General features: G+C 59.1%; 21 protein-coding genes. 14 read left to right on the plus strand and 7 right to left on the minus strand.

What is annotated here, in order from left to right; translation table 11 throughout:
• Positions 1 to 7: 7 nt before the first annotated feature.
• From rng to csrD, 6 genes are all read right to left on the minus strand, one after another.
• Entirely contained in the window at positions 8 to 1,477 is a 1,470-nt protein-coding gene (gene rng, locus ACJ8HA_RS18680) for a ribonuclease G (protein WP_025304418.1), read from the minus strand.
• A gap of 38 nt (positions 1,478 to 1,515) precedes the next feature.
• Positions 1,516 to 2,100, minus strand: a complete 585-nt coding sequence (locus ACJ8HA_RS18685; protein ID WP_004936921.1) for a Maf family protein — start codon at positions 2,098 to 2,100, stop codon at positions 1,516 to 1,518.
• 10 nt (positions 2,101 to 2,110) lie between these two features.
• On the minus strand, positions 2,111 to 2,599 hold the full coding sequence (gene mreD / locus ACJ8HA_RS18690) for a rod shape-determining protein MreD (protein ID WP_004936918.1): 489 nt from the start codon (positions 2,597 to 2,599) through the stop codon (positions 2,111 to 2,113).
• Positions 2,596 to 3,612 carry a rod shape-determining protein MreC gene (gene mreC / locus ACJ8HA_RS18695; RefSeq protein ID WP_025304420.1) on the minus strand — a complete coding sequence of 339 codons (1,017 nt, stop codon included), beginning with the start codon at positions 3,610 to 3,612 and terminating at the stop codon, positions 2,596 to 2,598. Before mreC ends, mreD begins: the two co-directional genes overlap by 4 nt.
• A gap of 94 nt (positions 3,613 to 3,706) precedes the next feature.
• Positions 3,707 to 4,750, minus strand: coding sequence for a rod shape-determining protein MreB (gene mreB / locus ACJ8HA_RS18700; protein ID WP_003855260.1), 1,044 nt, complete (start codon positions 4,748 to 4,750; stop codon positions 3,707 to 3,709).
• A 413-nt stretch (positions 4,751 to 5,163) separates the two neighbouring features.
• Positions 5,164 to 7,098: an RNase E specificity factor CsrD gene (gene csrD / locus ACJ8HA_RS18705; protein ID WP_025304421.1), complete on the minus strand. Its 1,935-nt coding sequence runs from the start codon at positions 7,096 to 7,098 to the stop codon at positions 5,164 to 5,166.
• A 204-nt stretch (positions 7,099 to 7,302) separates the two neighbouring features.
• Here csrD and acuI point away from each other — a divergent pair, with 204 nt between their 5' ends.
• The 11 genes from acuI to fis all read left to right on the plus strand — a co-directional run bounded on the left by acuI (position 7,303) and on the right by fis (position 17,039).
• Positions 7,303 to 8,280: an acrylyl-CoA reductase (NADPH) gene (acuI, locus tag ACJ8HA_RS18710; protein ID WP_004936902.1), complete on the plus strand. Its 978-nt coding sequence runs from the start codon at positions 7,303 to 7,305 to the stop codon at positions 8,278 to 8,280.
• A 156-nt stretch (positions 8,281 to 8,436) separates the two neighbouring features.
• Complete coding sequence (gene msrP, locus ACJ8HA_RS18715; RefSeq protein WP_025304423.1) at positions 8,437 to 9,438, plus strand: protein-methionine-sulfoxide reductase catalytic subunit MsrP; 1,002 nt, start codon at positions 8,437 to 8,439, stop codon at positions 9,436 to 9,438.
• Positions 9,439 to 10,038: a protein-methionine-sulfoxide reductase heme-binding subunit MsrQ gene (gene msrQ, locus ACJ8HA_RS18720; RefSeq protein WP_004936895.1), complete on the plus strand. Its 600-nt coding sequence runs from the start codon at positions 9,439 to 9,441 to the stop codon at positions 10,036 to 10,038.
• 287 nt (positions 10,039 to 10,325) lie between these two features.
• The gene (gene aroQ / locus ACJ8HA_RS18725) at positions 10,326 to 10,778 is read left to right on the plus strand and encodes a type II 3-dehydroquinate dehydratase (protein WP_004936891.1); all 453 of its coding nucleotides are present in this window, start codon (positions 10,326 to 10,328) and stop codon (positions 10,776 to 10,778) included.
• Positions 10,779 to 10,810: 32 nt separating this feature from the next.
• Entirely contained in the window at positions 10,811 to 11,278 is a 468-nt protein-coding gene (gene accB / locus ACJ8HA_RS18730; protein ID WP_004936889.1) for an acetyl-CoA carboxylase biotin carboxyl carrier protein, read from the plus strand.
• A gap of 12 nt (positions 11,279 to 11,290) precedes the next feature.
• Positions 11,291 to 12,640, plus strand: coding sequence for an acetyl-CoA carboxylase biotin carboxylase subunit (gene accC / locus ACJ8HA_RS18735; protein ID WP_019453177.1), 1,350 nt, complete (start codon positions 11,291 to 11,293; stop codon positions 12,638 to 12,640).
• 152 nt (positions 12,641 to 12,792) lie between these two features.
• A complete protein-coding gene (locus ACJ8HA_RS18740) occupies positions 12,793 to 13,035 on the plus strand; it encodes a YhdT family protein (protein ID WP_025304424.1) in 243 nt (80 codons plus the stop codon).
• Positions 13,025 to 14,470 (plus strand): sodium/pantothenate symporter, encoded by a 1,446-nt coding sequence (gene panF / locus ACJ8HA_RS18745; protein WP_049208301.1) that lies wholly within the window; start codon positions 13,025 to 13,027, stop codon positions 14,468 to 14,470. Before ACJ8HA_RS18740 ends, panF begins: the two co-directional genes overlap by 11 nt.
• An 11-nt stretch (positions 14,471 to 14,481) precedes the next feature.
• A complete protein-coding gene (gene prmA / locus ACJ8HA_RS18750) occupies positions 14,482 to 15,363 on the plus strand; it encodes a 50S ribosomal protein L11 methyltransferase (protein ID WP_049208300.1) in 882 nt (293 codons plus the stop codon).
• Between the two features lie 393 nt (positions 15,364 to 15,756).
• The gene (gene dusB / locus ACJ8HA_RS18755; RefSeq protein ID WP_025304426.1) at positions 15,757 to 16,761 is read left to right on the plus strand and encodes a tRNA dihydrouridine synthase DusB; all 1,005 of its coding nucleotides are present in this window, start codon (positions 15,757 to 15,759) and stop codon (positions 16,759 to 16,761) included.
• A complete protein-coding gene (gene fis, locus ACJ8HA_RS18760) occupies positions 16,743 to 17,039 on the plus strand; it encodes a DNA-binding transcriptional regulator Fis (RefSeq protein ID WP_000462905.1) in 297 nt (98 codons plus the stop codon). The genes dusB and fis overlap by 19 nt, the downstream gene beginning before the upstream one ends.
• Positions 17,040 to 17,490: 451 nt before the next feature.
• Here fis and ACJ8HA_RS18765 read toward each other — a convergent pair whose 3' ends face one another.
• The gene (locus ACJ8HA_RS18765; RefSeq protein WP_016930249.1) at positions 17,491 to 17,832 is read right to left on the minus strand and encodes a hypothetical protein; all 342 of its coding nucleotides are present in this window, start codon (positions 17,830 to 17,832) and stop codon (positions 17,491 to 17,493) included.
• Positions 17,833 to 18,080: 248 nt separating this feature from the next.
• On the opposite strand from ACJ8HA_RS18765, the gene lpxO reads away from it, so the two are divergent.
• The 3 genes from lpxO (at position 18,081) to ACJ8HA_RS18780 (ending at position 21,023) form a co-directional block, all read left to right on the plus strand.
• Positions 18,081 to 18,986 carry a lipid A hydroxylase LpxO gene (lpxO, locus tag ACJ8HA_RS18770; protein WP_025304427.1) on the plus strand — a complete coding sequence of 302 codons (906 nt, stop codon included), beginning with the start codon at positions 18,081 to 18,083 and terminating at the stop codon, positions 18,984 to 18,986.
• Between the two features lie 303 nt (positions 18,987 to 19,289).
• The gene (gene lpxP, locus ACJ8HA_RS18775; protein ID WP_016930250.1) at positions 19,290 to 20,210 is read left to right on the plus strand and encodes a kdo(2)-lipid IV(A) palmitoleoyltransferase; all 921 of its coding nucleotides are present in this window, start codon (positions 19,290 to 19,292) and stop codon (positions 20,208 to 20,210) included.
• Between the two features lie 114 nt (positions 20,211 to 20,324).
• A complete protein-coding gene (locus ACJ8HA_RS18780; protein WP_442515439.1) occupies positions 20,325 to 21,023 on the plus strand; it encodes a CTP synthase C-terminal region-related (seleno)protein in 699 nt (232 codons plus the stop codon).
• Positions 21,024 to 21,140 lie beyond the last annotated feature (117 nt).

Below are 21,140 nucleotides of genomic sequence, written 5' to 3' on the forward strand. Positions count from 1 at the left end.
GGGCGGGCTACATCATGACGACGTCGAACTGCTCCTGGCTGTACAACGGTTCGATCTGCACCTTCACCTGTTTGCCGACGAAGATCTCCACTTCGGCCAGCGCATGCGACTCTTCGCTCTTCAGCGCTTCGCCAACCGCCGCGGAGGCGTACACCAGGAAGCGATCGGAATCGTAAGCATGGTGCACGCGTACAATCTCGCGCAGGATCTCGTAGCACACGGTTTCCACCGTTTTCACGGTGCCGCGCCCATTGCAAGTAGGACAATCGTGACAGAGCACATGTTCAATGCTTTCACGCGTGCGTTTACGCGTCATTTCAACTAAGCCTAGCTGAGAGAAGCCGTTGATCGTGGTTTTTACCCGATCTTTACTCAATGCCTGCTCCAGCGAGTGCAGCACCCGGCGGCGATGCTCTTCGTTGTTCATATCGATAAAGTCGATGATGATAATGCCGCCCAGGTTGCGCAGCCGCAGCTGGCGCGCGATGGCCTGCGTCGCCTCGATGTTGGTATTGAAGATGGTTTCGTCGAGGTTGCGGTGGCCGACGAAGGCGCCGGTATTGATATCGACGGTGGTCATCGCCTCGGTCTGATCGATGATCAGATAGCCACCGGACTTTAGCTCAACCTTGCGCTCCAGCGCGCGCTGGATTTCGTTTTCCACGTCGTACAGATCGAAAATTGGCTGGCTGCCGGTGTAGAGTTCGAGCTTGTTGGTAATGTCCGGGATGTACTCGCCGGTAAACTCCACCAACAGATCGTGCGTCAGCCGCGAATCGACGCGAATGCGATCCAGCGCCGCGCCGGCGAAATCGCGCAAGATGCGCTGCGCCAGCGCCAGCTCGCCGTACAGCTTGTATTTGGTCTGGTTGCGCTTCTTGCGCTCCATCACCTTGGTCCACAGGCGTTTGAGGAACGCGGCATCCTGCGCCAGCTCTTCCTCGCCGATGCCTTCCGCCGCGGTGCGGATAATAAAGCCGCCCAGCTCGTCGCAGTGCGGCGCAACGATGGACTTCAGGCGCTCGCGCTCGGCTTCGCTGTCGATGCGCTGCGAAACGCCGACGTGCGCCGCGCCCGGCATGAAGACTAGATAGCGCGAAGGCAGCGTGATATCCGTGGTCAGACGCGCGCCCTTGGTCCCGAGCGGATCTTTCACCACCTGCACCATCAGGTCTTGCCCCTGGCGCACCAGCTCGGCGATGTCGCGCACATGAAAGTTTTTCCGCTCGTCGCCGGCGACGCATTCGGTATGCGGCATGATGTCGGAGGCGTGCAGGAAGGCGGCCTTGTCCAGGCCGATGTCGACGAACGCCGCCTGCATCCCCGGCAGGACGCGGCTAACGCGCCCTTTATAGATATTGCCGACGATGCCGCGTTTGGATTCGCGTTCGATATGAATCTCTTGCAGAATGCCGCCATCGATATAGGCGACCCGCGTTTCAGACGGTGTGATATTAACCAGTAGCTCAGCTGTCATGCCTTCTCCTCAGAGCCGGTCGATAATGGCAGCGCCCATCAACCGGTTCTTACATCACGTAATGCGACAAAATTACTGAGCAGCTCATGTGTTTCGACCAGCGGCAGACCGACCACCGCGTGATAACTCCCGGTTATCGTTCTGACGAAACAACCACCCTTTCCTTGAATTCCATAGGCGCCCGCTTTATCCATCGGTTCGCCCGTAGCAATATAGTCGCGGATATCCTGTTGTGACAGGCTGCGGAACGTCACGTCGGTCACCACCAGCTGGCAGCGCACGTCGTGGCGATCGGCGATCGCCACCGCCGTCATCACCTGATGCTGTTTGCCCGACAGAGCCGCCAGCATGTCCGCCGCATGGGCTTCGTCGCGCGGCTTCTCCAGCACCCGGCCGTTGAGCACCACGATGGTGTCTGCGCCCAGCACCGGCCGATCTTCCTGCGCCAGCGCCACGCCCGCCTTGGCCTTGTCCTGCGCCAGACGGCGCACATAGGCCTCTGCGGCTTCGCCTTCCCGGCGCTGCTCTTCGGTATGCGTCAGCAGAATGTCAAACGACACGCCCAACAGGGTCAACAGTTCACGTCGACGTGGGGAGCCGGAGGCCAGATAAAGCGAAGTCATTGATATACCCTTACTGTACGGCGAACTGACGGCGGATTTTGCGCATCAACAGGAATAACCACGGCCACAAAATGCCGTTTACCACACTACTCCAGAATACCTCTGGGCGGAAAGAGACGTTGATCACTAAAAACTCAGCCCAGAACACCACCACATCCATCGACAGCGACAGCAGCACGACGATCAGCGCCTGTTGCCACAGCGCCATATTGCGGAACAGTTGGAATTTGAACGCCACCAGATAGGCGATGATGCCCAGCGCCAGCGCGCGTACGCCCAGCGTAGAGCCGAGGATCAGATCCATAATCAACCCCAGCACGAAGCCGGTACCGACGTTGACACGATGCGGCAAGGCCATTACCCAGTAGATCAGGATCAGCACCAGCCAGGAAGGCCGGAACATGTAGATCTGCTCCGGCCACGGCATGATTTGCAGCACCAACGCCACCAGGAACGACAGCCAGATGATCCAGCGCCCGTGGCTGCGGTAACTGTTCATTGCACCACTCCCGCCGCGGCAGGCTGAGCCGATGGCGTAGCGCCGGCGGGTTGCGGCGCCACGCCGGTGGCCGGTGCGGGCAGCTGCGGCCCAACGGAACCGGCAGGCGGCAACACCTGCGGCATCATCTGCATCAGGCGCTCATTGGCGACGCGGTGCACTTCGTCCGGCGGCAGCGGCATGTCGCCGTTGCGATCGGCGCCCCACAGCAGCAGCAGGTAGCGCAAGCGCTGCAGACCGGCGGTCGGCCGCGCCTGAATCACGGTGTAAGCGCGCTGATTGTCGACCTTGACCGAGGAAACGACCGCCACCGGATAGCCTTCCGGGAAGCGGCCGCCGAGGCCGGAGGTCACCAGCACGTCGCCAACGCGGATATCGGTGTTGTTCGGCAGATGCTCCAGTTGCAGATCGTCGGCGCAGCCGCTGCCCGCGGCGATCACTCGAATATCGTTACGCAGCACCTGAATCGGCAGCGCGTGCGAGGCGTCGCAGATCAGCAGCACGCGGCTGGTGACTTTCGCCACCGCCACCACCTGGCCAACCACGCCCTTGTCGCTGATCACCGGCTGGCCTTCATAGACGCCGTTGTCCGACCCTTTGTCGATAACGACCTGATCGCTGTAAGGATCGGAGCCGGTGGAGATCACCTGGGTGACCATCTTGTGTTCGTCCTGGCGCAGCGGAGAACCCAGCAGCTCGCGCAAGCGGGCGTTTTCCTGCTTGAATTGGCCAAGAAGAAGAATATCGCTGTTTTTCAGCAGCAGTTCCTGCCGCAGAGCGCGGTTTTCCAGCTCCAGCTGTTGGCGGGTGGCCAGTGTCTCTGACACGCTGTCCAAAACTTTACGTGGCCCGTTGGCCAGAAAATAGAAAGGGCTGACTGCGGTGTCCATGTAGTTGCGTATCTTCACGAACGTGCCGAGCCGGCTGTCGGCAACGATCAGGCCAATGGCCGCAATCACCGCCAAAAAAAGTCGCAGTTGCAGGGAAGGCCCCCTGCTAAAAATCGGCTTCATAAATTATGCGAGTTCCTCGACAACAGAAAGAGGAACCGTACCCGATTTTCGCTGTGCGCATTCATCCGATACGATTCCTCCTTCCTGGGGCTGACTATTCTTCGCTGAACAAATCGCCGCCGTGCATGTCGATCATTTCCAACGCCTTGCCGCCACCGCGCGCCACGCAGGTCAGCGGATCTTCCGCCACCACGACCGGAATGCCGGTTTCTTCCATCAGCAGGCGATCAAGGTTGCGCAGCAGCGCGCCGCCGCCGGTCAATACCATGCCGCGTTCGGAAATGTCGGAGGCCAATTCTGGCGGGCACTGCTCCAGCGCAACCATCACCGCGCTGACGATACCGGTCAGCGGCTCTTGCAGGGCTTCGAGGATTTCATTGGAGTTCAGGGTAAAGCCGCGCGGTACGCCTTCAGCCAGGTTACGGCCGCGCACTTCGATTTCGCGCACTTCGTCGCCCGGGTAGGCAGAACCGATTTCGTGCTTGATGCGCTCTGCGGTGGCTTCGCCGATCAGCGAGCCGTAGTTGCGGCGCACATAATTGATGATGGCTTCATCGAAACGGTCACCGCCGATGCGCACGGAAGAAGAGTACACCACGCCGTTCAGCGAGATCACCGCCACTTCAGTGGTACCGCCACCGATATCCACCACCATGGAGCCAGTCGCTTCGGAGACCGGCAGACCTGCGCCGATCGCCGCCGCCATCGGCTCTTCAATCAGGAACACTTCACGCGCGCCGGCCCCTTGGGCGGACTCGCGGATAGCGCGGCGTTCAACCTGGGTCGCGCCGACCGGCACACAGACCAGCACGCGCGGGCTTGGGCGCATAAAGCTGTTGCTGTGAACCTGTTTGATAAAGTGCTGCAGCATTTTTTCAGTCACGAAGAAATCGGCGATCACGCCGTCTTTCATCGGGCGAATGGCCGCGATGTTGCCGGGGGTGCGGCCCAGCATCTGTTTGGCGTCATGACCGACGGCCGCGACGCTCTTTGGGGAGCCGGCACGATCCTGACGAATGGCAACCACCGAAGGTTCATTCAGTACGATGCCTTGCCCTTTAACATAAATCAGGGTATTGGCGGTACCCAAGTCGATGGACAAGTCGTTGGAAAACATGCCACGAAATTTCTTAAACATAACGAAAGGATAATCCTGCAAGCTGGGGGCGGAAAATAAAATCCGCCTACTTTACCAACCACACGAAGCAGCGACAAGGCGCAAAAACGTTCTACTTCGGTGAAAAATAGTCTGTATTGTTTCTGCTCGAATGCACGGAAATTGGATGAGGCCTGAATTCCCTGAACAAAGGCTCAGTTTACCACCCTGTCAACGCACGAAACGGCGTAACACAGCTCATAAAATCTAACATATTCCCTGATTGCCGCCGATGGTAAGCACCTACCAACGCCAACCAGATAAAAGCTGACAAGAGCCTATCTCAAATAGGCGTCGTTGTCGCAGGCAGATTGGAGAAAACTCCAAAATGACGGGTGACATGGCCCAGATGGATCCGGCGCTCATTCTACGTCAATTTTTGTCCGGCAATCAGCTTAAACACGATAACGACGTGAATATTTTTTACGCCCCGCGTCGATAGGTTCCGGCGATGCGAAAAAGTCGCCCTGCCCGCCGTGGATCCCCCGCTCTTTCAGCGTCTGCCATTCGTTGCGCGTACGTACGCTGGCGGCGAACACCTGAGCACGCGTGCCCGCGCAGGCGCCGGTCAGGCTCTGCACGAACAGCTGGTTTTCGTCCCGCTTATCAATGCTCCGCACCAGCCCCGGGTGGAGCTTGACGATCTCCACCTGCAGCGACTTGATATAGGACGTACTGACCACGGTTAACCCCGCTTTGGACACCGCGAGACGGCAGCCCAGCCCTGACAACAGCCTCAGCACCGGACGCAAACGGTCGATATGTTGACACACATCTGCCTCCGCAAGTTCAATCAGAATTCGCCGACGTTGGCTTTTTTCGCATTGCAACAGCGTATCGCGCAGCCAGCGCTGGAAAGAGCGCTGCAAAATCGAGTCCACGCACAGCGGAAACGCCAGCGTTTCCTCGGGCCACTGCGCCAACAAGGGAATGATGCGGCTCACCTGTTGGCGATCGTAACTCTCCGCCAACCCCAACTGCTGCACCAGCGGCATATATTCCGCCGGTAGCAATTCCTGGGTGCCGTCATAGATCCGGCTCATGATCTCACGATGGTGCACCTCGCCTTCCACGGTCACCGCCGGTTTCTGATACAGCCGCGGGCCGCCGCGCGCCAGCACCTGTTCCAGCAGCGTGCGCCACTTGACGCTGCCGCGCCCCTTTTCCGGCACCTGGCTGTCGTACACATACCACCCGTTTTCGCCCTGCAGCGTAGCGTGGCGCGTCGCCTGCTCCGCATAGTCGATTACCTGCTCGGTGGTTTGACCGCTGCGGTACGCCACGATGCCGATGTGCAGGAAGGCCTCGCGATCGATCAGCGCCGTGGAAGGCAAGGCATCGATGGCGTTGACCAGCTGTGAAGCGATGCCGTCGGCTTCCTTCAGGGTTCGATGCGGCAACAGCACGGTAAAATCGCTGTGGAAGTAGCGCGCCAGCAGCGCCGACGGGTAGCGCATCACGAAGGTAGACAGCAGGTTGACCAGCGAATACATCAGCTCTTGCACCGCCATGCTGCCGTGCGTCTCGCGCAGGGTCTCGAAGTCGGGCAGCCGCACCATCATCACGATGCCGTGCGAGCCTTCATCTTCCAACTGAGTGGTCAATTGGTTATCGAAAAACAGGCGATTATTCAGCCCGGTTTTGGCATCCTGCGCGGCGAAGGCGCGGATCAGCGTATCGACCCGGCTGCGCTCTTCCCGCGCTTCCGCCAGATCGGCCAGCAGGCGGTCGAGCGCGCCGCTGACGTTGGCTGGCCACTCACGCACGTCGCCCTGCATGACGTTTTCACGCTCGCCGTTCAGAATGCGCCGCGCACGGCGTTCCAGACGATCTTCGCCGTCGGCCTGCTCACGCAGCCAGCGCAGGCTGAACAGCAAAACCACCACCATGACGACGATCGACAGCGTGACGGCGGCGGTGGATTGCAGCGTGCGCACGTCGCTGGCGAAGGGATCGAGGTAGGTGATGTGCAGCGTACTGCCCGGGTGCTGCAACAGAGTTCGCGAGACCTGACGATAGCCGTTCAGCGCATCCCAGGGCTCTTTTTTCAGCGTCGGCAATTTATAGTCGAGGAGCTTGCTGGTACCGGCCTCTACGCGGATCGACACAATGCCGAGCGGACGCATGACAATCGGCAACCATTTCTCCTGATCGCGCGGCGATTCCTGCAACATGGCTTGATCGAGAGAGGTGACCAGCGAATCAAAGCGGCGCTCCTGGCGATCCTGGGTAACGTAAAAGAAGCTGTATGAGCATCCCATCAGCATCAAAAACATCGCCAGCGCGACCAACAGAGTGATCAATGCAGAGAGTTTGGTGGTAAATCGCATCCCTGTGCCTTGTCCGCTATGGTTAAGTGAGTGTTCACCCTTTAGCTAAAAGGGGCCGTCCAACCCTAACAAGCCTTGCCGAGGAATTAAACCTGCAAGCGCCGTTTTTGTCCTTTATCAGGACTTGGGCCGCTTATTATGCATATAGTCAAATAAATGTGATTCAGCCATTGATAGAAAAGTGTAAACGAGAGGAAGAGTGACATGCGTGCACTGTTATTGGAACAACAAGACGACCAAACTCTGGCTCATATCAAAGATATCGGCAGCGATCGGTTGCCGGAAGGCGATGTCACCGTCGACATCAACTGGTCAAGCCTGAACTATAAAGATGCGCTGGCGATCACCGGCAAAGGCAAGATCGTGCGCAACTTCCCGATGGTGCCGGGCATCGACTTCGCCGGCACCGTGCGCCACAGCCGCGACGATCGCTTCAAAGAGGGGCAAAGCGTGGTGCTCACCGGTTGGGGCGTGGGCGAACACCATTGGGGCGGCCTGGCCGAGCAGGCGCGCGTCTCCGGTGAGTGGCTGGTGCCGCTGCCGAACGGCCTGGATGAGCGCAAGGCGATGATCATCGGCACCGCCGGCTTTACCGCCATGCTGTGCGTGATGGCGCTGGAAGAAGGCGGCGTGCACCCGGACGACGGCGATATCCTGGTCACCGGCGCCAGCGGCGGCGTGGGCAGCACCGCCATCGCCCTGCTGGCGGCGCTGGGTTACCGGGTGACCGCCATCAGCGGCCGCGACAGCAATACCGAGTACCTGAAAGCGCTCGGCGCCAAAGAGGTCATGTCGCGCGATGGCTATATCGACACGCCGCGTCCGCTGGAGAAACAGCTGTGGGCCGGCGCGGTGGACACCGTCGGCGACAAACTGCTGGCGCGGGTGCTGGCGCAGATGAACTATAACGGCACCGTCGCCGCCTGCGGCCTGGCGGGCGGTTATCAACTGCCGACCACCGTGATGCCGTTCATTCTGCGCAACGTGCGCCTGCAGGGCGTGGATTCGGTGCATACGCCGCTGCACCGCCGCCAAACCGCCTGGGAACGGCTGGCCGGCATTCTGCCGGACAGCTTCTATCAGCAGGCCACGCATGAAATCGCCCTCGAGCAGGCGCCGGCCACCGCCGCCGCGCTGCTGAACAACCAAATCACCGGCCGCACCCTGGTGAAAATCCGCTGACCTTCTCCCCCCGGCAACGGGGGGTTCGCCCGCATCTGCGAAATTTCATATTTTCCCGCGTCCCCTCGCTTCCGGCCGGCTTTAGCGCCATGCTTATTTCATAAAGCCCCGTTAACCGCTCGCGGGCGGCGGGCATCAGTCGCGGAGAACATAAGCATGAACAAACACCCGAAATTAACCGAGGCCGACGTCACGCCGGAGAGCGTGTTCCACCAGCGGCGCAAGGTGCTGCAGGCGCTCGGCATCACCGCCGCCACGCTGGCGCTGCCTACCGGCGCGCAGGCGGACCTGCTGTCGTGGTTCAAGGGCAACGATCGCCCCAAGGCGCCGCCGGGCAAAGCGCTGGAATTCAGCAAACCGGCCGCCTGGCAGGCGCAGCTGGCGATGACGCCGGAAGACAAGGTCACCGGCTACAACAACTTCTATGAGTTCGGCCTCGACAAAGCCGATCCGGCCGCCAACGCCGGCGGGCTAAAGACCGAAGGCTGGAAAGTGCGCATCGACGGCGAAGTGGCGAAGCCGATCACGCTGGACATCGACGATCTGATGAAGCGTTTCCCGCTGGAACAGCGCATTTACCGCATGCGCTGCGTCGAGGCCTGGTCGATGGTGGTGCCGTGGATCGGTTTCGAACTGGGCAAGCTTCTCAAGCTGGCCGAACCGAACAGCAACGCGCGCTACGTGGCCTTCCAGACGCTGTACGATCCGGAGCAGATGCCCGGCCAGAAAGATCGCTTTATCGGCGGCGGCCTGAAATATCCCTACGTCGAAGGGCTGCGGCTGGACGAGGCGATGCATCCGCTGGCGCTGCTGACCGTCGGCGTATACGGCAAAACCCTGCCGCCGCAAAACGGCGCGCCGCTGCGGCTGATCACGCCGTGGAAATACGGCTTCAAAGGCATCAAATCGATCGTGCATATCCGTTTGGTGCGCGATCAGCCGCCGACTACCTGGAACCAATCCGCGCCGAACGAGTACGGTTTTTACGCCAACGTGAATCCGCACGTCGATCATCCGCGCTGGTCGCAGGCCACCGAGCGCTTTATCGGCTCCGGCGGCATTCTCGACGTCAAACGGCAGCCGACGTTGCTGTTCAACGGCTATGCTGATCAGGTAGCGTCGCTGTATCGCGGCATGGATCTGCGGGAGAATTTCTAAGTGCGCCTGACGCCTGTTCATATCAAATGGCTGAAAGCCGCCCTGCATCTGGCGGCGTTTTTGCCCTTTTTGTGGTTGGTGCTGGCAGTGGATCAAGGCTGGTTCAGCGCCGATCCGTCCAAGGACATCCAGCATTTCACCGGCAGGATGACGCTGAAACTGCTGCTGGCCACGCTGATGATAGCCCCGCTGGCGCGCTACGCCCGGCAGCCGCTGCTGATCCGCTGTCGCCGTCTGGTGGGGCTGTGGTGCTTTGCCTGGGGCACGCTGCACCTGATAAGCTACTCCACGCTGGAGCTGGGGCTGAGCAATCTCGGCCTGCTGGGCAGCGAACTGGTGAACCGGCCCTATCTGACGCTCGGCATCCTCACCTGGCTGATCCTGCTGGCGCTGGCGGCCACGTCGACGCTGTGGGCGATGCGCAAGCTGGGGGCCAAATGGCAAACGTTGCACAACTTCGTCTATCTGGCGGCGATCCTCGCCCCCATCCACTACCTGTGGTCGGTCAAAACGTTTTCCCCCCAGCCGTTCATTTACGCGCTGTTAGCGGTGGCGCTGTTGGGCCTGCGTTACAAGAAATTCCGCGCCTGGTGGCGCTGAATCGCACGGCGGTGCGCGTTATTGGCGCGGAAAAACGCGCGCCGCCGGCGGGAACTTTTTCTGTGTTCCAGCGCTCATATTCCTGTCACGGATCCCCCAGTTCCTCGATTTGGGGTTGAATATCTTCGCTGATAAGACCAGTATTTAGCTGCGAATTGCTACGATATCGTTATAATGCCCGACCTTGTTTCTGTTCTCAGGGTGAATTTGCCCCTTAACAGGTGACAAATCGGTAACATCGGGTTATTTTCTACGATGATGGTTTTATTGCCGGAGATACCAGCACAATGGCGGATAAGTTTCACATTTTGCTTCTGAACGGCCCCAATCTCAATCTGCTGGGGACGCGTGAGCCGGAGAAGTACGGCAGCACGACGCTGACAGAGATTGTTAACGGATTGGAAAACCAGGCATCCGCATTGGATATTACCCTGAGCCATCTGCAATCCAACGCCGAGCATCAGCTGATCGATCGCATTCATCAGGCGCGCGGCAACACCGATTTCATTCTGATAAACCCGGCGGCGTTCACGCATACCAGCGTGGCGCTGCGCGATGCGTTGCTGGCGGTGCAGATCCCGTTCATCGAGATCCACCTGTCCAACGTGCACGCCCGCGAACCTTTCCGCCATCACTCTTATCTCTCAGACGTAGCGGTAGGCGTGATTTGCGGCCTCGGCGCGGATGGCTACGCTTTCGCTTTACAGGCAGCGGTTAACCGTCTGTCGAAAACCCACTAATTGCTCCACAAAAAGAGTACGGAATCACACTCATGGATATTCGTAAAATCAAGAAACTGATCGAACTGGTTGAAGAATCAGGTATTTCTGAACTGGAAATCTCTGAAGGCGAAGAATCGGTTCGCATCAGCCGTGCCGCACCGGCGCAGGCTTATCCCGTCATGCAGCAGGCTTACGCGATGCCGGCACAGCAGCAGCCAGCCCTGGCTACCGCCGTTGCCACCGCGCCTGCGGCAGAAACCCCTGCAGCACCGGCGGCCGTGAGTGGCCATGTCGTTCGTTCCCCAATGGTAGGCACCTTCTACCGCACCCCAAGCCCGGACGCGAAAGCCTTCGTGGAAGTGGGCCAGAAAGTGAACGCCGGCGATACCCTGTGCATCGTTGAAGCCATGAAAATGATGAACCAGATCGAAGCGGACAAGTCCGGCGTCGTGAAAGCCATCCTGGTGGAAAACGGCCAGCCGGTCGAATATGACGAGCCGCTGGTCGTCATCGAATAACGAGGCGCCCCCATGCTTGATAAAATTGTTATCGCCAACCGCGGCGAGATCGCGCTTCGCATCCTGCGTGCCTGTAAAGAATTGGGCATCAAGACCGTTGCGGTTCACTCCGCGGCCGACCGCGATCTGAAACACGTTCTGCTGGCCGACGAGACCGTCTGCATCGGTCCTGCGCCATCGGTAAAAAGCTACCTGAACATCCCGGCCATCATCTCGGCGGCGGAAATCACCGGCGCCGTGGCGATCCACCCGGGCTACGGCTTCCTGTCGGAGAACGCCGACTTCGCCGAGCAGGTTGAACGCTCCGGCTTCATCTTCATCGGCCCGAGAGCCGAAACCATCCGCCTGATGGGCGACAAGGTTTCCGCGATCAACGCCATGAAAAAAGCCGGCGTGCCCTGCGTACCGGGCTCCGACGGCCCGCTGACCGACGACATGGATAAAAACCGTGCCTTCGCCAAGCGAATCGGTTATCCGGTGATCATCAAGGCCTCCGGCGGCGGCGGCGGTCGCGGCATGCGCGTCGTGCGCAGCGACAAAGACCTTGAGCAGTCCATCAACATGACGAAAGCGGAAGCCAAAGCGGCTTTCAACAACGACATGGTGTACATGGAAAAATACCTGGAGAATCCGCGCCACATCGAGATTCAGGTATTGGCCGACGGCCAGGGCAACGCCATCTATCTGGCCGAGCGCGACTGCTCCATGCAGCGCCGCCACCAGAAAGTGGTCGAAGAGGCGCCGGCGCCGGGCATCACCAGCGAAATGCGCCGCTACATCGGCGAGCGCTGCTCGAAAGCCTGTGTGGAAATCGGCTACCGCGGTGCGGGCACCTTCGAGTTCCTGTATGAAAACGGCGAGTTCTATTTCATCGAAATGAACACCCGTATTCAGGTAGAACACCCGGTTACCGAAATGATCACCGGCGTGGATCTGATCAAAGAGCAGCTGCGCATCGCTGCCGGTCAGCCGCTGTCGATCAAACAGGAAGAAGTGAAGATCCACGGCCACGCGGTAGAATGCCGCATCAACGCCGAAGATCCGAACACCTTCCTGCCGAGCCCGGGCAAGATCACACGCTTCCACGCGCCAGGCGGTTTCGGCGTGCGTTGGGAATCTCATATCTACGCCGGTTATACCGTACCGCCGTACTATGACTCCATGATCGGCAAACTGATCACCTTCGGCGAAAACCGTGACGTGGCGATAGCCCGCATGAAAAACGCCTTGGCTGAACTGATCATCGACGGCATCAAAACCAACGTTGAGCTGCAGCAGAAGATCATGAACGACGAAAACTTCCAGCACGGTGGCACCAACATCCACTATCTGGAGAAGAAGCTGGGTCTGCAGGAAACCTAAGGCAGCCACGCAGCATCGTCTGACGAAAGGCCGGTTAATCACCGGCCTTTTTCTTTGGCGCTGCCGCCAGTAACGGCTTGGCAAAACGCCGTCATGCCGTAAAATTCCCTACCTTTGATGAATCCATCACCGTAAACCTATGGGAGACACGGATGGACAAACGCTTTATTCAGGCGCACCGCGAAGCGCGCTGGGCGCTGGGGCTGACGCTGCTCTACCTCCTGGCCTGGGGGCTGGCGGCCTACCTGCCGGACAGCGCCATCGGCGTCACCGGCCTGCCGCACTGGTTCGAAATGGCCTGCCTGCTGGTCCCGCTGCTGTTCACCGGCCTGTGCTGGCTGATGGTGCGCACGGTGTTCCGCGACATTTCGCTGGAGGACAGCGATGCAAACTGAAGTGATCCTGCCGCTGGTCGCCTACCTGTTGCTGGTATTCGGCCTGTCGGTGTATGCCTACAGCCGCCGCCAGAGCGGGAATTTCCTCAGCGAATACTTTCTCGGCAACCGCTCGATGGGCGGCTTTGTGCTGGCGATGACCTTGACCGCCACCTACATCAGCGCCAGTTCGTTTATCGGCGGCCCCGGCGCCGCCTATAAATACGGCCTGGGCTGGGTGTTGCTGGCGATGATCCAGCTACCGGCGGTGTGGCTGTCGCTCGGCGTGCTGGGCAAGAAATTCGCCATCCTGGCGCGGCGCTACAACGCCATCACCCTCAATGACATGCTGTATGGCCGCTACCAAAGCCGCCTGCTGGTGTGGCTGGCCAGCCTCAGTCTGCTGGTGGCGTTCCTCGGCGCCATGACGGTGCAGTTTATCGGTGGCGCCCGCCTGCTGGAGACCGCCGCCGGCATTCCCTACGACACCGGCCTGCTGATCTTCGGCATCAGCATCGCGCTGTACACCGCCTTCGGCGGCTTCCGCGCCAGCGTGCTGAACGACGCCATGCAGGGGCTGGTGATGCTACTCGGCACCGTACTGCTGCTGGTGGCGGTGATCCACGCCGCCGGTGGGTTGCACAGCGCGGTGGACAAGCTGCAGCAGATCGATCCGGCGCTAGTGTCGCCGCAGGGCGGCGATCAAATCCTCAGCCTGCCGTTTATGGCGTCGTTCTGGATCCTGGTGTGCTTCGGGGTGATCGGCCTGCCGCACACCGCCGTGCGTTGCATCTCTTACAAAGACAGCAAGGCGGTGCATCGCGGCATTCTGCTCGGCACCGTGGTGGTGGCGGTGCTGATGTTCGGCATGCACCTGGCCGGCGCACTCGGCCGCGCGGTCTTGCCGGACCTCAAGATCCCCGATCAGGTGATCCCGACGCTGATGATCACCGTGCTGCCGCCGTACGCCGCCGGGATCTTTTTGGCGGCGCCGATGGCGGCGATCATGTCGACCATCAACGCCCAGCTGCTGCAATCCTCCGCCACCATCATCAAGGATCTCTATCTGGGCGTACGCCCACAGCAGATCCACAACGAGCGGTTGATCAAGCGCTTCTCCAGCCTGACCACGCTGATCCTCGGTCTGCTGGTGCTGCTGGCGGCCTGGCGGCCGCCAGAGATGATCATCTGGCTCAACCTGCTGGCTTTCGGCGGGTTGGAGGCGGTCTTCCTGTGGCCGCTGGTGCTGGGCCTGTATTGGGAACGCGCCAATGCTCAGGGAGCGCTTAGCTCAATGGTGTCGGGTGCGGTATGCTATACGCTATTGGCCAGCTTCAACCTGCAACCGGCGGGGCTGCATCCTATCGTGCCTTCGCTGTTGCTCAGCCTGTTGGCGTTTTATCTCGGTAACGTCGTCGGCGAAAAGCGCCGGGCGGCGTCATCATTACCCTCTTAAAGAGAATTGCTATGCCTTGGATCCAACTCAAACTGAACACCACCGGCAGCCAGGCGGAAGACCTGAGCGACGCGCTGGTGGAAAGCGGCGCCGTGTCGGTGACCTTCCAGGACACCCACGACAACCCGGTGTTCGAACCGCTGCCGGGTGAAACCCTGCTGTGGGGCGATACCGACGTGATCGGCCTGTACGACGCCGAAACCGATATGGCCGAGGTGGTGGCGATGCTGGAACAGCACCCGCTGCTGGGCACCGGTTTCCGCCACAAGATAGAACAGCTGGAAGACAAGGACTGGGAGCGCGAGTGGATGGACAACTTCCACCCGATGCGCTTCGGTGAGCGCTTGTGGATCTGCCCGAGCTGGCGCGACGTTCCCGATCCCGACGCGGTTAACGTGATGCTCGATCCGGGCCTGGCGTTCGGCACCGGCACCCACCCGACCACCGCGCTGTGTCTGCAGTGGCTGGACGGCCTCGATTTGGCGGGCAAAACCGTCATCGACTTCGGCTGCGGTTCCGGCATCCTGGCAATCGCCGCGCTGAAGCTGGGTGCGGCGCGCGCTATCGGCATCGACATCGATCCCCAGGCCATTCAGGCCAGCCGCGATAACGCACAGCGTAACGGCGTTTCAGAGCGTCTGGAGCTGTATCTGCCGAAAGACCAGCCGGCGGACCTGCTGGCGGACGTGGTGGTCGCCAACATCCTCGCCGGCCCGCTGCGCGAGCTGGCGCCGCTGATTGGTTGCCTGCCGAAGGCCGGCGGTCATCTGGGGCTGTCCGGCGTGCTGGCCAGCCAGGCGAGCAGCGTAGCGGAAGCCTACGAAGAGAAGTTCACGCTCGATCCGGTCGCCGAGCGCGAAGAGTGGTGCCGTATCACCGGCCGCCGCAAGTAAGCGTCACGGTCTATTGCCCCCTCATCCACCGACCCTGCGCCGGTGGATTTTTTTTGTCCGGCGATCGCCAGACGGACGAGACAAAATTTTATGCAATTTTTTGCCGTTCAACGACGGATCGCCCTGACAATGCGCCTTCCAGGCAGGCTATACCAGCAAAAATAGCGGGCGAATGCAGATAATATTCTGCACAAAGGCGAATATTTTGCCGCACACAAAATAAGCACTTTTCGTCAACTCATTGTAAAATATATATAATATTTTTATGAATCGCCGCGTAGCGCATTTTTCGCCCTAATACAGGGCCAATTGGTTAAAGTTTGGCCTTTCATCTCGACGCAAAAATGCGTAATATACGCGCCCTTGCGGACACAGTATGGTCACTCTTTGTCTATGCGCATTGGACACCACCAGCTTACTAATTGCCTGATTGCGGCCCCGATGGCCGGTATTACAGATCGCCCGTTCAGAACCCTCTGTCATGCAATGGGTGCTGGGATGGCTGTATCCGAAATGCTCTCCTCCAACCCGGAGGTGTGGCGGACGGATAAGTCGCGTCTGCGTATGGTGCATAGCGATGAACCAGGGATCCGCTCCGTGCAGATTGCCGGATGCGATCCTGATGATATGGCCGCCGCCGCGCGTATCAACGTGGCCAGCGGCGCGCAGATCATCGACATCAATATGGGATGCCCGGCCAAAAAAGTGAACCGGAAGCTTGCCGGGTCCGCTTTGTTGCAGTACCCGGATCTGGTTAAACGGATCCTCCACGCGGTGGTTGACGCAGTGGATGTGCCGGTAACGCTGAAGATTCGCACCGGCTGGGCGCCAGAGCATCGTAACTGTGTAGAGATTGCCCAACTGGCCGAAGACTGTGGTATTCAGGCCCTGACGATTCACGGCCGAACCCGCGCCTGTCTGTTTAACGGCAACGCGGAATACGACAGCATTCGGGCAGTTAAGCAGAGTGTTTCCATTCCGATTATCGCGAATGGGGATATTACTGACCCGCATAAAGCCAGAGCAGTGCTCGACTACACCGGGGCCGATGCCCTGATGATAGGCCGCGCTGCTCAGGGGAGACCCTGGATCTTCCGGGAAATCCAGCATTATCTGGACACTGGGGAGTTGCTGCCGCCGCTGCCGCTTGGCGAGGTGAAGCGCTTGTTGATTGGGCACATTCGGGAATTGCACGGCTTTTATGGCCAAGGCAAGGGATTCCGGATTGCTCGTAAGCACGTGTCCTGGTATCTCCAGGAACACGCTCCGAATGACCAGTTTCGGCGCACATTCAACGCCATAGAGGATGCCAGCGAACAGCTGGAGGCGTTGGAGGCATATTTCGAAAATCTTAGCGTAAAAAAAGAGCTGACAGAACTATGTTCGAACAACGCGTAAATTCTGACGTACTGACCGTTTCTACCGTTAACTCACAAGATCAGGTGACTCAAAAGCCTCTGCGTGACTCGGTTAAACAAGCACTGAAGAACTATTTTGCTCAACTGAACGGTCAAGACGTAAATGACCTGTATGAGCTGGTACTGGCTGAAGTTGAACAGCCACTGTTGGACATGGTGATGCAATACACCCGTGGCAACCAAACCCGCGCAGCCCTGATGATGGGCATCAACCGCGGCACGCTGCGCAAGAAGCTGAAAAAATACGGCATGAACTGATACTAGTCAGTTAACGTGTTGAAAAGGCGCTTTATCTCATTTGATAAGCGCCTTTTTCTTTGTCTGATTTATGCCTACATTGGCGGGGCTTTGCGCGGAATGCGCTTATCAATATATCCGGCAATGAAATAGCAAATACCCGCCACGGCCGCGACCATCACGGAGCGCTTCCACCCGTCCAACTCCACACCCAGGCTATCCAGCCCGCTCAACACCCCAAACACCAGCAGACCCAAGATAACCGATGCTCTGCCTGTCCAGGTTGGTGAGGGTGTCAATAAACGCCTTACCCAGTGGGATCTCATAGAGCTTCCTCCTTGCTTACGATTGAGTCGCCAATCGATGAAGAATACTCTCACGTTTTACTCGGGGCGACAAAGCGGGGGCATAGGCTCTGGTTTGCGGGCAATAAAAAAGGCCGCAGCGCGGCCCTTGGGGTAAAGCGGAGACCTTATTCGGTCGCTTTGTTCTTGAGGCTTTCCGCCCCTTGCTTGGTCTTGTCCCAAGCCTTCTCCGTACCCTGTTTGGTGGAGTGCCAGGCCTTTTGCGAGCCTTCGCTCACTTTGCTGCCGACGCTGTCGCTCTTGCCTTCGGCGGCGTGCTTGGCTTTCAGCTTCAGCTCTTCACCCTTGTCCTGAGACTGGTGCAGCTTTTCTTTGGCGGTATCCGCCCCTTTATGCGCCTCAGCGACGACCTCGTTGCTGGCGTGAGCGGCGGTGTCGGTCGCAGTTTCAGCAGCGAACACCGGGGAAGCGAGCAGCAGTGCAGACAAGGCAATGATTGATTTCTTCATAAGTCCCTCTTTTCTCAGATACGTGCCATTCGTCATGAAACAAGATGGCATGAAATGCCCCTTGAACGATTTAAGAATAGGACTAAAACCAAAAAAATCGATACAAAATTTTATTACCAACGGTTTTATTGATTTTTTATGCCACCAAGCAGTATGAGCGGGGAAAGCGCACGAAAAAGTTAAATTTTTCCTGTCACAAAACTATAATTTGTACGAATTTTTAACAAGCACCAACAGGGATGGATTCTATGGTTGCCGCGATCATTATCGGCATTTTTATCATCAGCTTCCTCTACGCACACTCCCGCGGCAAAGAGAAACAAAAGCTTACCCGCCAACTGTTCGATCACTCCACCTTTATGGGGCCGATCAACATGTTTATGACCGGCTTCTCCCGTTTGCCCGCCAAACAGCCCTATTTCGACGAAAAAGGCTTCCCGGAGCTACAGACGCTGACCGACAACTGGCAGGTGATCCGCGAGGAAGCCGTGCGCTTGCAGGATCACATCAAAAAGGCGCAGTCGCACAACGACGCCGGATTCAACACCTTCTTCAAACGCGGCTGGAAACGTTTTTATCTGAAGTGGTACAGCGACAGCCACCCTTCGGCGCAAACGCTGTGCCCGAAAACCGTCGAGCTGCTCAACCGCATCCCGTCGGTCAAGGCCGCGATGTTCGCCGAGCTGCCGCCCGGCAGCCATTTAGGTAAACACCGCGATCCTTACGCCGGCTCGGTGCGCTACCATCTGGGGTTGATGACGCCCAACGACGATCGCTGCTTCATCGAGGTCGATGGCGAGCAGCACAGTTGGCGCGACGGCGAGGCGGTGATCTTTGATGAAACCTACGTGCACTGGGCGCAGAACGCCACCGATCAGACGCGCATCATTCTGTTTTGCGACGTCGAACGGCCGATGAAATGGCGCTGGGCGCAGGCGGTCAACCACTGGGTCGGCGCCACGCTGATGTCGGCAGCCAGCTCGCCGAACGACGATCAGGACCGCACCGGCGGCATCAACCGCATCTTCAAGTACGTCAACGCAGTGCGCGATGCCGGCCAACGCCTGAAAGCGCGCAACCGCCGCGGTTACTACCTGCTGAAGTGGCTGGTGATCGTCGCTATTTTCGCCGCCATCATCCTCCCCAGCCTGTAAACCGTCGCCAATCGTCAACACAGGGGCAACGCGAATGAGAATATTCGCATGCCCCTCTTCCGCCACACCCCGTACCCTGTGTTAACATACACGTTCCTAGAGCCGCCTCCGCTGGCCAACAGCTATCCCTCCGAAGCCTGATAGCAGCGCAAACCGCCCTTCGAATGTAAATGTTTAGTCAATTATGGAATTCCGACTAAACCCTGGCCGTACCTGGGTGTCTGAGTAGTCGTATCGCTATCGAGTGGAACCTTTATATGCGTTACAGCTTGCTGCCCCTTTTAACGTATAAAAAGAGTTTCTATGAAATCAGCCAAAGCATTTCAACTGGCCTTGCTGCACCCGCGCTACTGGTTAACCTGGTTCGGCCTCGCCCTGCTGTTCCTGCTGGTCCAGCTCCCCTACCCGTTGCTCAATCGGCTGGGAGTGTGGATGGGGCGTACCTCGATGCGATTTCTCAAACGCCGCGTCACCATCACTCGTCGCAACCTCGAGCTGTGTTTCCCCGAGATGGACGAAGCGCAGCGCGAGCGCAAGGTGGTGGGCAACTTCGAATCGCTCGGCATGGGCCTGTTGGAAACCGGCATGGCCTGGTTCTGGTCGGATAAACGCGTCAAACGCTGGTTCAACGTCTCCGGCATCAACCACCTCAAAATGGCGCAGCGCGACGATCGCGGCGTGCTGGTGATCGGCGTGCACTTCATGTCGCTGGAGCTGGGCGGCCGGGCAATGGGCCTGTGCCAGCCGATGATGGCGATGTACCGTCCGCACAACAATAAAGCGATGGAGTGGGCGCAGACCAAAGGCCGCATGCGTTCCAACAAGGCGATGATCGACCGCAAAGATCTGCGGGGCATGGTGCACGCGCTCAAGCGCGGCGAGGCGGTATGGTTCGCGCCGGATCAGGACTACGGCCCGCGCGGCAGCGTATTCGCCCCGCTGTTCGCCGTCGATCAGGCCGCTACCACCAGCGGCACCTTTATGCTGGCGCGCATGGCCAACCCGGCGCTGGTGCCGGTGGTGCTGATCCGCCGCGAAGGCGGCCGCGGCTACGACCTGCTGATCCAGCCGGCCCTGGAAGACTATCCACTCAGCGACGAACAGGCGGCGGCGGCTTACATGAACAAAGTGATCGAGAAAGAGATCATGCGAGCGCCGGAGCAATACATGTGGCTGCACCGCCGTTTCAAAACCCGACCGGCTGGTGCGCCCTCGCTGTACTGACCTTTTTTTTCAGCCCGGCCAATGCCGGGCTTTTTTGTGCGCCACCTTTAAAAAAACGGCGGCTCGACACTCTACTTTCCTGTAATCTCCTTCTTTACCCGCACAGGAACGGAAATGATGAAAGCTCAAGTTCGCATTGCTCTGGTCGGTGATTACAACCCGCAAGCCGTGGCCCATCAGGCCATCCCCGTGGCGCTCCAGCTCACCGCCGCCCATCTCGATATTGACGTGCAGCCCCAGTGGCTACCGACCGAAACCTTGATCTCCCCCGAAACGCTGCAAAATTTCGACGCCATCTGGGTGGTGCCAGGCAGCCCGTATCGTTACGACGACGGCGCCTTTATGGCGATCCGTCATGCGCGGGAAAACGACGTGCCGTTCCTCGGCTCCTGCGGTGGTTTTCAATACGCCATCGTCGAATACGCCCGCAACGTGATGGGCTGGCACGACGCCGGCCATGCGGAAACCGACAGCGGTGGCCGGCTGGTGATCGCCCCGCTGAGTTGCTCGCTGGTGGAAAAAACCGGCGACATCGTTTTTCAGCCCGACACCCGCGTCGCACAGGCCTACGGCAGCCTGAACACCCATGAAGGCTACCACTGCAACTTTGGCGTGAATCCGGAATTCGTCGCCGATCTTGAGCGCTTCCCGCTGATCATCAGCGGCCACGACAGCGAAGGCGAAGTGCGCGCCATCGAACTGCCGGGCCGGCGTTTTTACGTCGCCACGCTGTTCCAGTCGGAACGCGCCGCGCTGCGCGGCGAGCTTTCACCGCTGGTGGTGGAACTCGTCAAAACAGCCGCCAACGGGTAATAAATATCCTCCGGCATAGCCGGAGGTTTTTCATATGCGCCTATAAGGCTCTCTTGCCAGCTGCGCCCTAACAGGCGCATCGCGATCTGACATTTGCTTCTATCGGTTACTTACGAC

The organism is Serratia sp. CY33802 (genome assembly GCF_052169095.1).
Lineage (GTDB): Bacteria > Pseudomonadota > Gammaproteobacteria > Enterobacterales > Enterobacteriaceae > Serratia > Serratia bockelmannii.

Excerpts from the sequence above, each read along its gene's own strand:
- rng (WP_025304418.1), bottom strand. The coding sequence starts at position 1,477 with ATGACAGCTGAGCTACTGGTTAATATCACACCGTCTGAAACGCGGGTC.
- ACJ8HA_RS18685 (WP_004936921.1), bottom strand. The coding sequence starts at position 2,100 with ATGACTTCGCTTTATCTGGCCTCCGGCTCCCCACGTCGACGTGAACTG.
- mreD (WP_004936918.1), bottom strand. The coding sequence starts at position 2,599 with ATGAACAGTTACCGCAGCCACGGGCGCTGGATCATCTGGCTGTCGTTC.
- mreC (WP_025304420.1), bottom strand. The coding sequence starts at position 3,612 with ATGAAGCCGATTTTTAGCAGGGGGCCTTCCCTGCAACTGCGACTTTTT.
- mreB (WP_003855260.1), bottom strand. The coding sequence starts at position 4,750 with ATGTTTAAGAAATTTCGTGGCATGTTTTCCAACGACTTGTCCATCGAC.
- csrD (WP_025304421.1), bottom strand. The coding sequence starts at position 7,098 with ATGCGATTTACCACCAAACTCTCTGCATTGATCACTCTGTTGGTCGCG.
- acuI (WP_004936902.1), top strand. The coding sequence starts at position 7,303 with ATGCGTGCACTGTTATTGGAACAACAAGACGACCAAACTCTGGCTCAT.
- msrP (WP_025304423.1), top strand. The coding sequence starts at position 8,437 with ATGAACAAACACCCGAAATTAACCGAGGCCGACGTCACGCCGGAGAGC.
- aroQ (WP_004936891.1), top strand. The coding sequence starts at position 10,326 with ATGGCGGATAAGTTTCACATTTTGCTTCTGAACGGCCCCAATCTCAAT.
- accB (WP_004936889.1), top strand. The coding sequence starts at position 10,811 with ATGGATATTCGTAAAATCAAGAAACTGATCGAACTGGTTGAAGAATCA.
- accC (WP_019453177.1), top strand. The coding sequence starts at position 11,291 with ATGCTTGATAAAATTGTTATCGCCAACCGCGGCGAGATCGCGCTTCGC.
- ACJ8HA_RS18740 (WP_025304424.1), top strand. The coding sequence starts at position 12,793 with ATGGACAAACGCTTTATTCAGGCGCACCGCGAAGCGCGCTGGGCGCTG.
- panF (WP_049208301.1), top strand. The coding sequence starts at position 13,025 with ATGCAAACTGAAGTGATCCTGCCGCTGGTCGCCTACCTGTTGCTGGTA.
- prmA (WP_049208300.1), top strand. The coding sequence starts at position 14,482 with ATGCCTTGGATCCAACTCAAACTGAACACCACCGGCAGCCAGGCGGAA.
- dusB (WP_025304426.1), top strand. The coding sequence starts at position 15,757 with ATGCGCATTGGACACCACCAGCTTACTAATTGCCTGATTGCGGCCCCG.
- fis (WP_000462905.1), top strand. The coding sequence starts at position 16,743 with ATGTTCGAACAACGCGTAAATTCTGACGTACTGACCGTTTCTACCGTT.
- ACJ8HA_RS18765 (WP_016930249.1), bottom strand. The coding sequence starts at position 17,832 with ATGAAGAAATCAATCATTGCCTTGTCTGCACTGCTGCTCGCTTCCCCG.
- lpxO (WP_025304427.1), top strand. The coding sequence starts at position 18,081 with ATGGTTGCCGCGATCATTATCGGCATTTTTATCATCAGCTTCCTCTAC.
- lpxP (WP_016930250.1), top strand. The coding sequence starts at position 19,290 with ATGAAATCAGCCAAAGCATTTCAACTGGCCTTGCTGCACCCGCGCTAC.
- ACJ8HA_RS18780 (WP_442515439.1), top strand. The coding sequence starts at position 20,325 with ATGATGAAAGCTCAAGTTCGCATTGCTCTGGTCGGTGATTACAACCCG.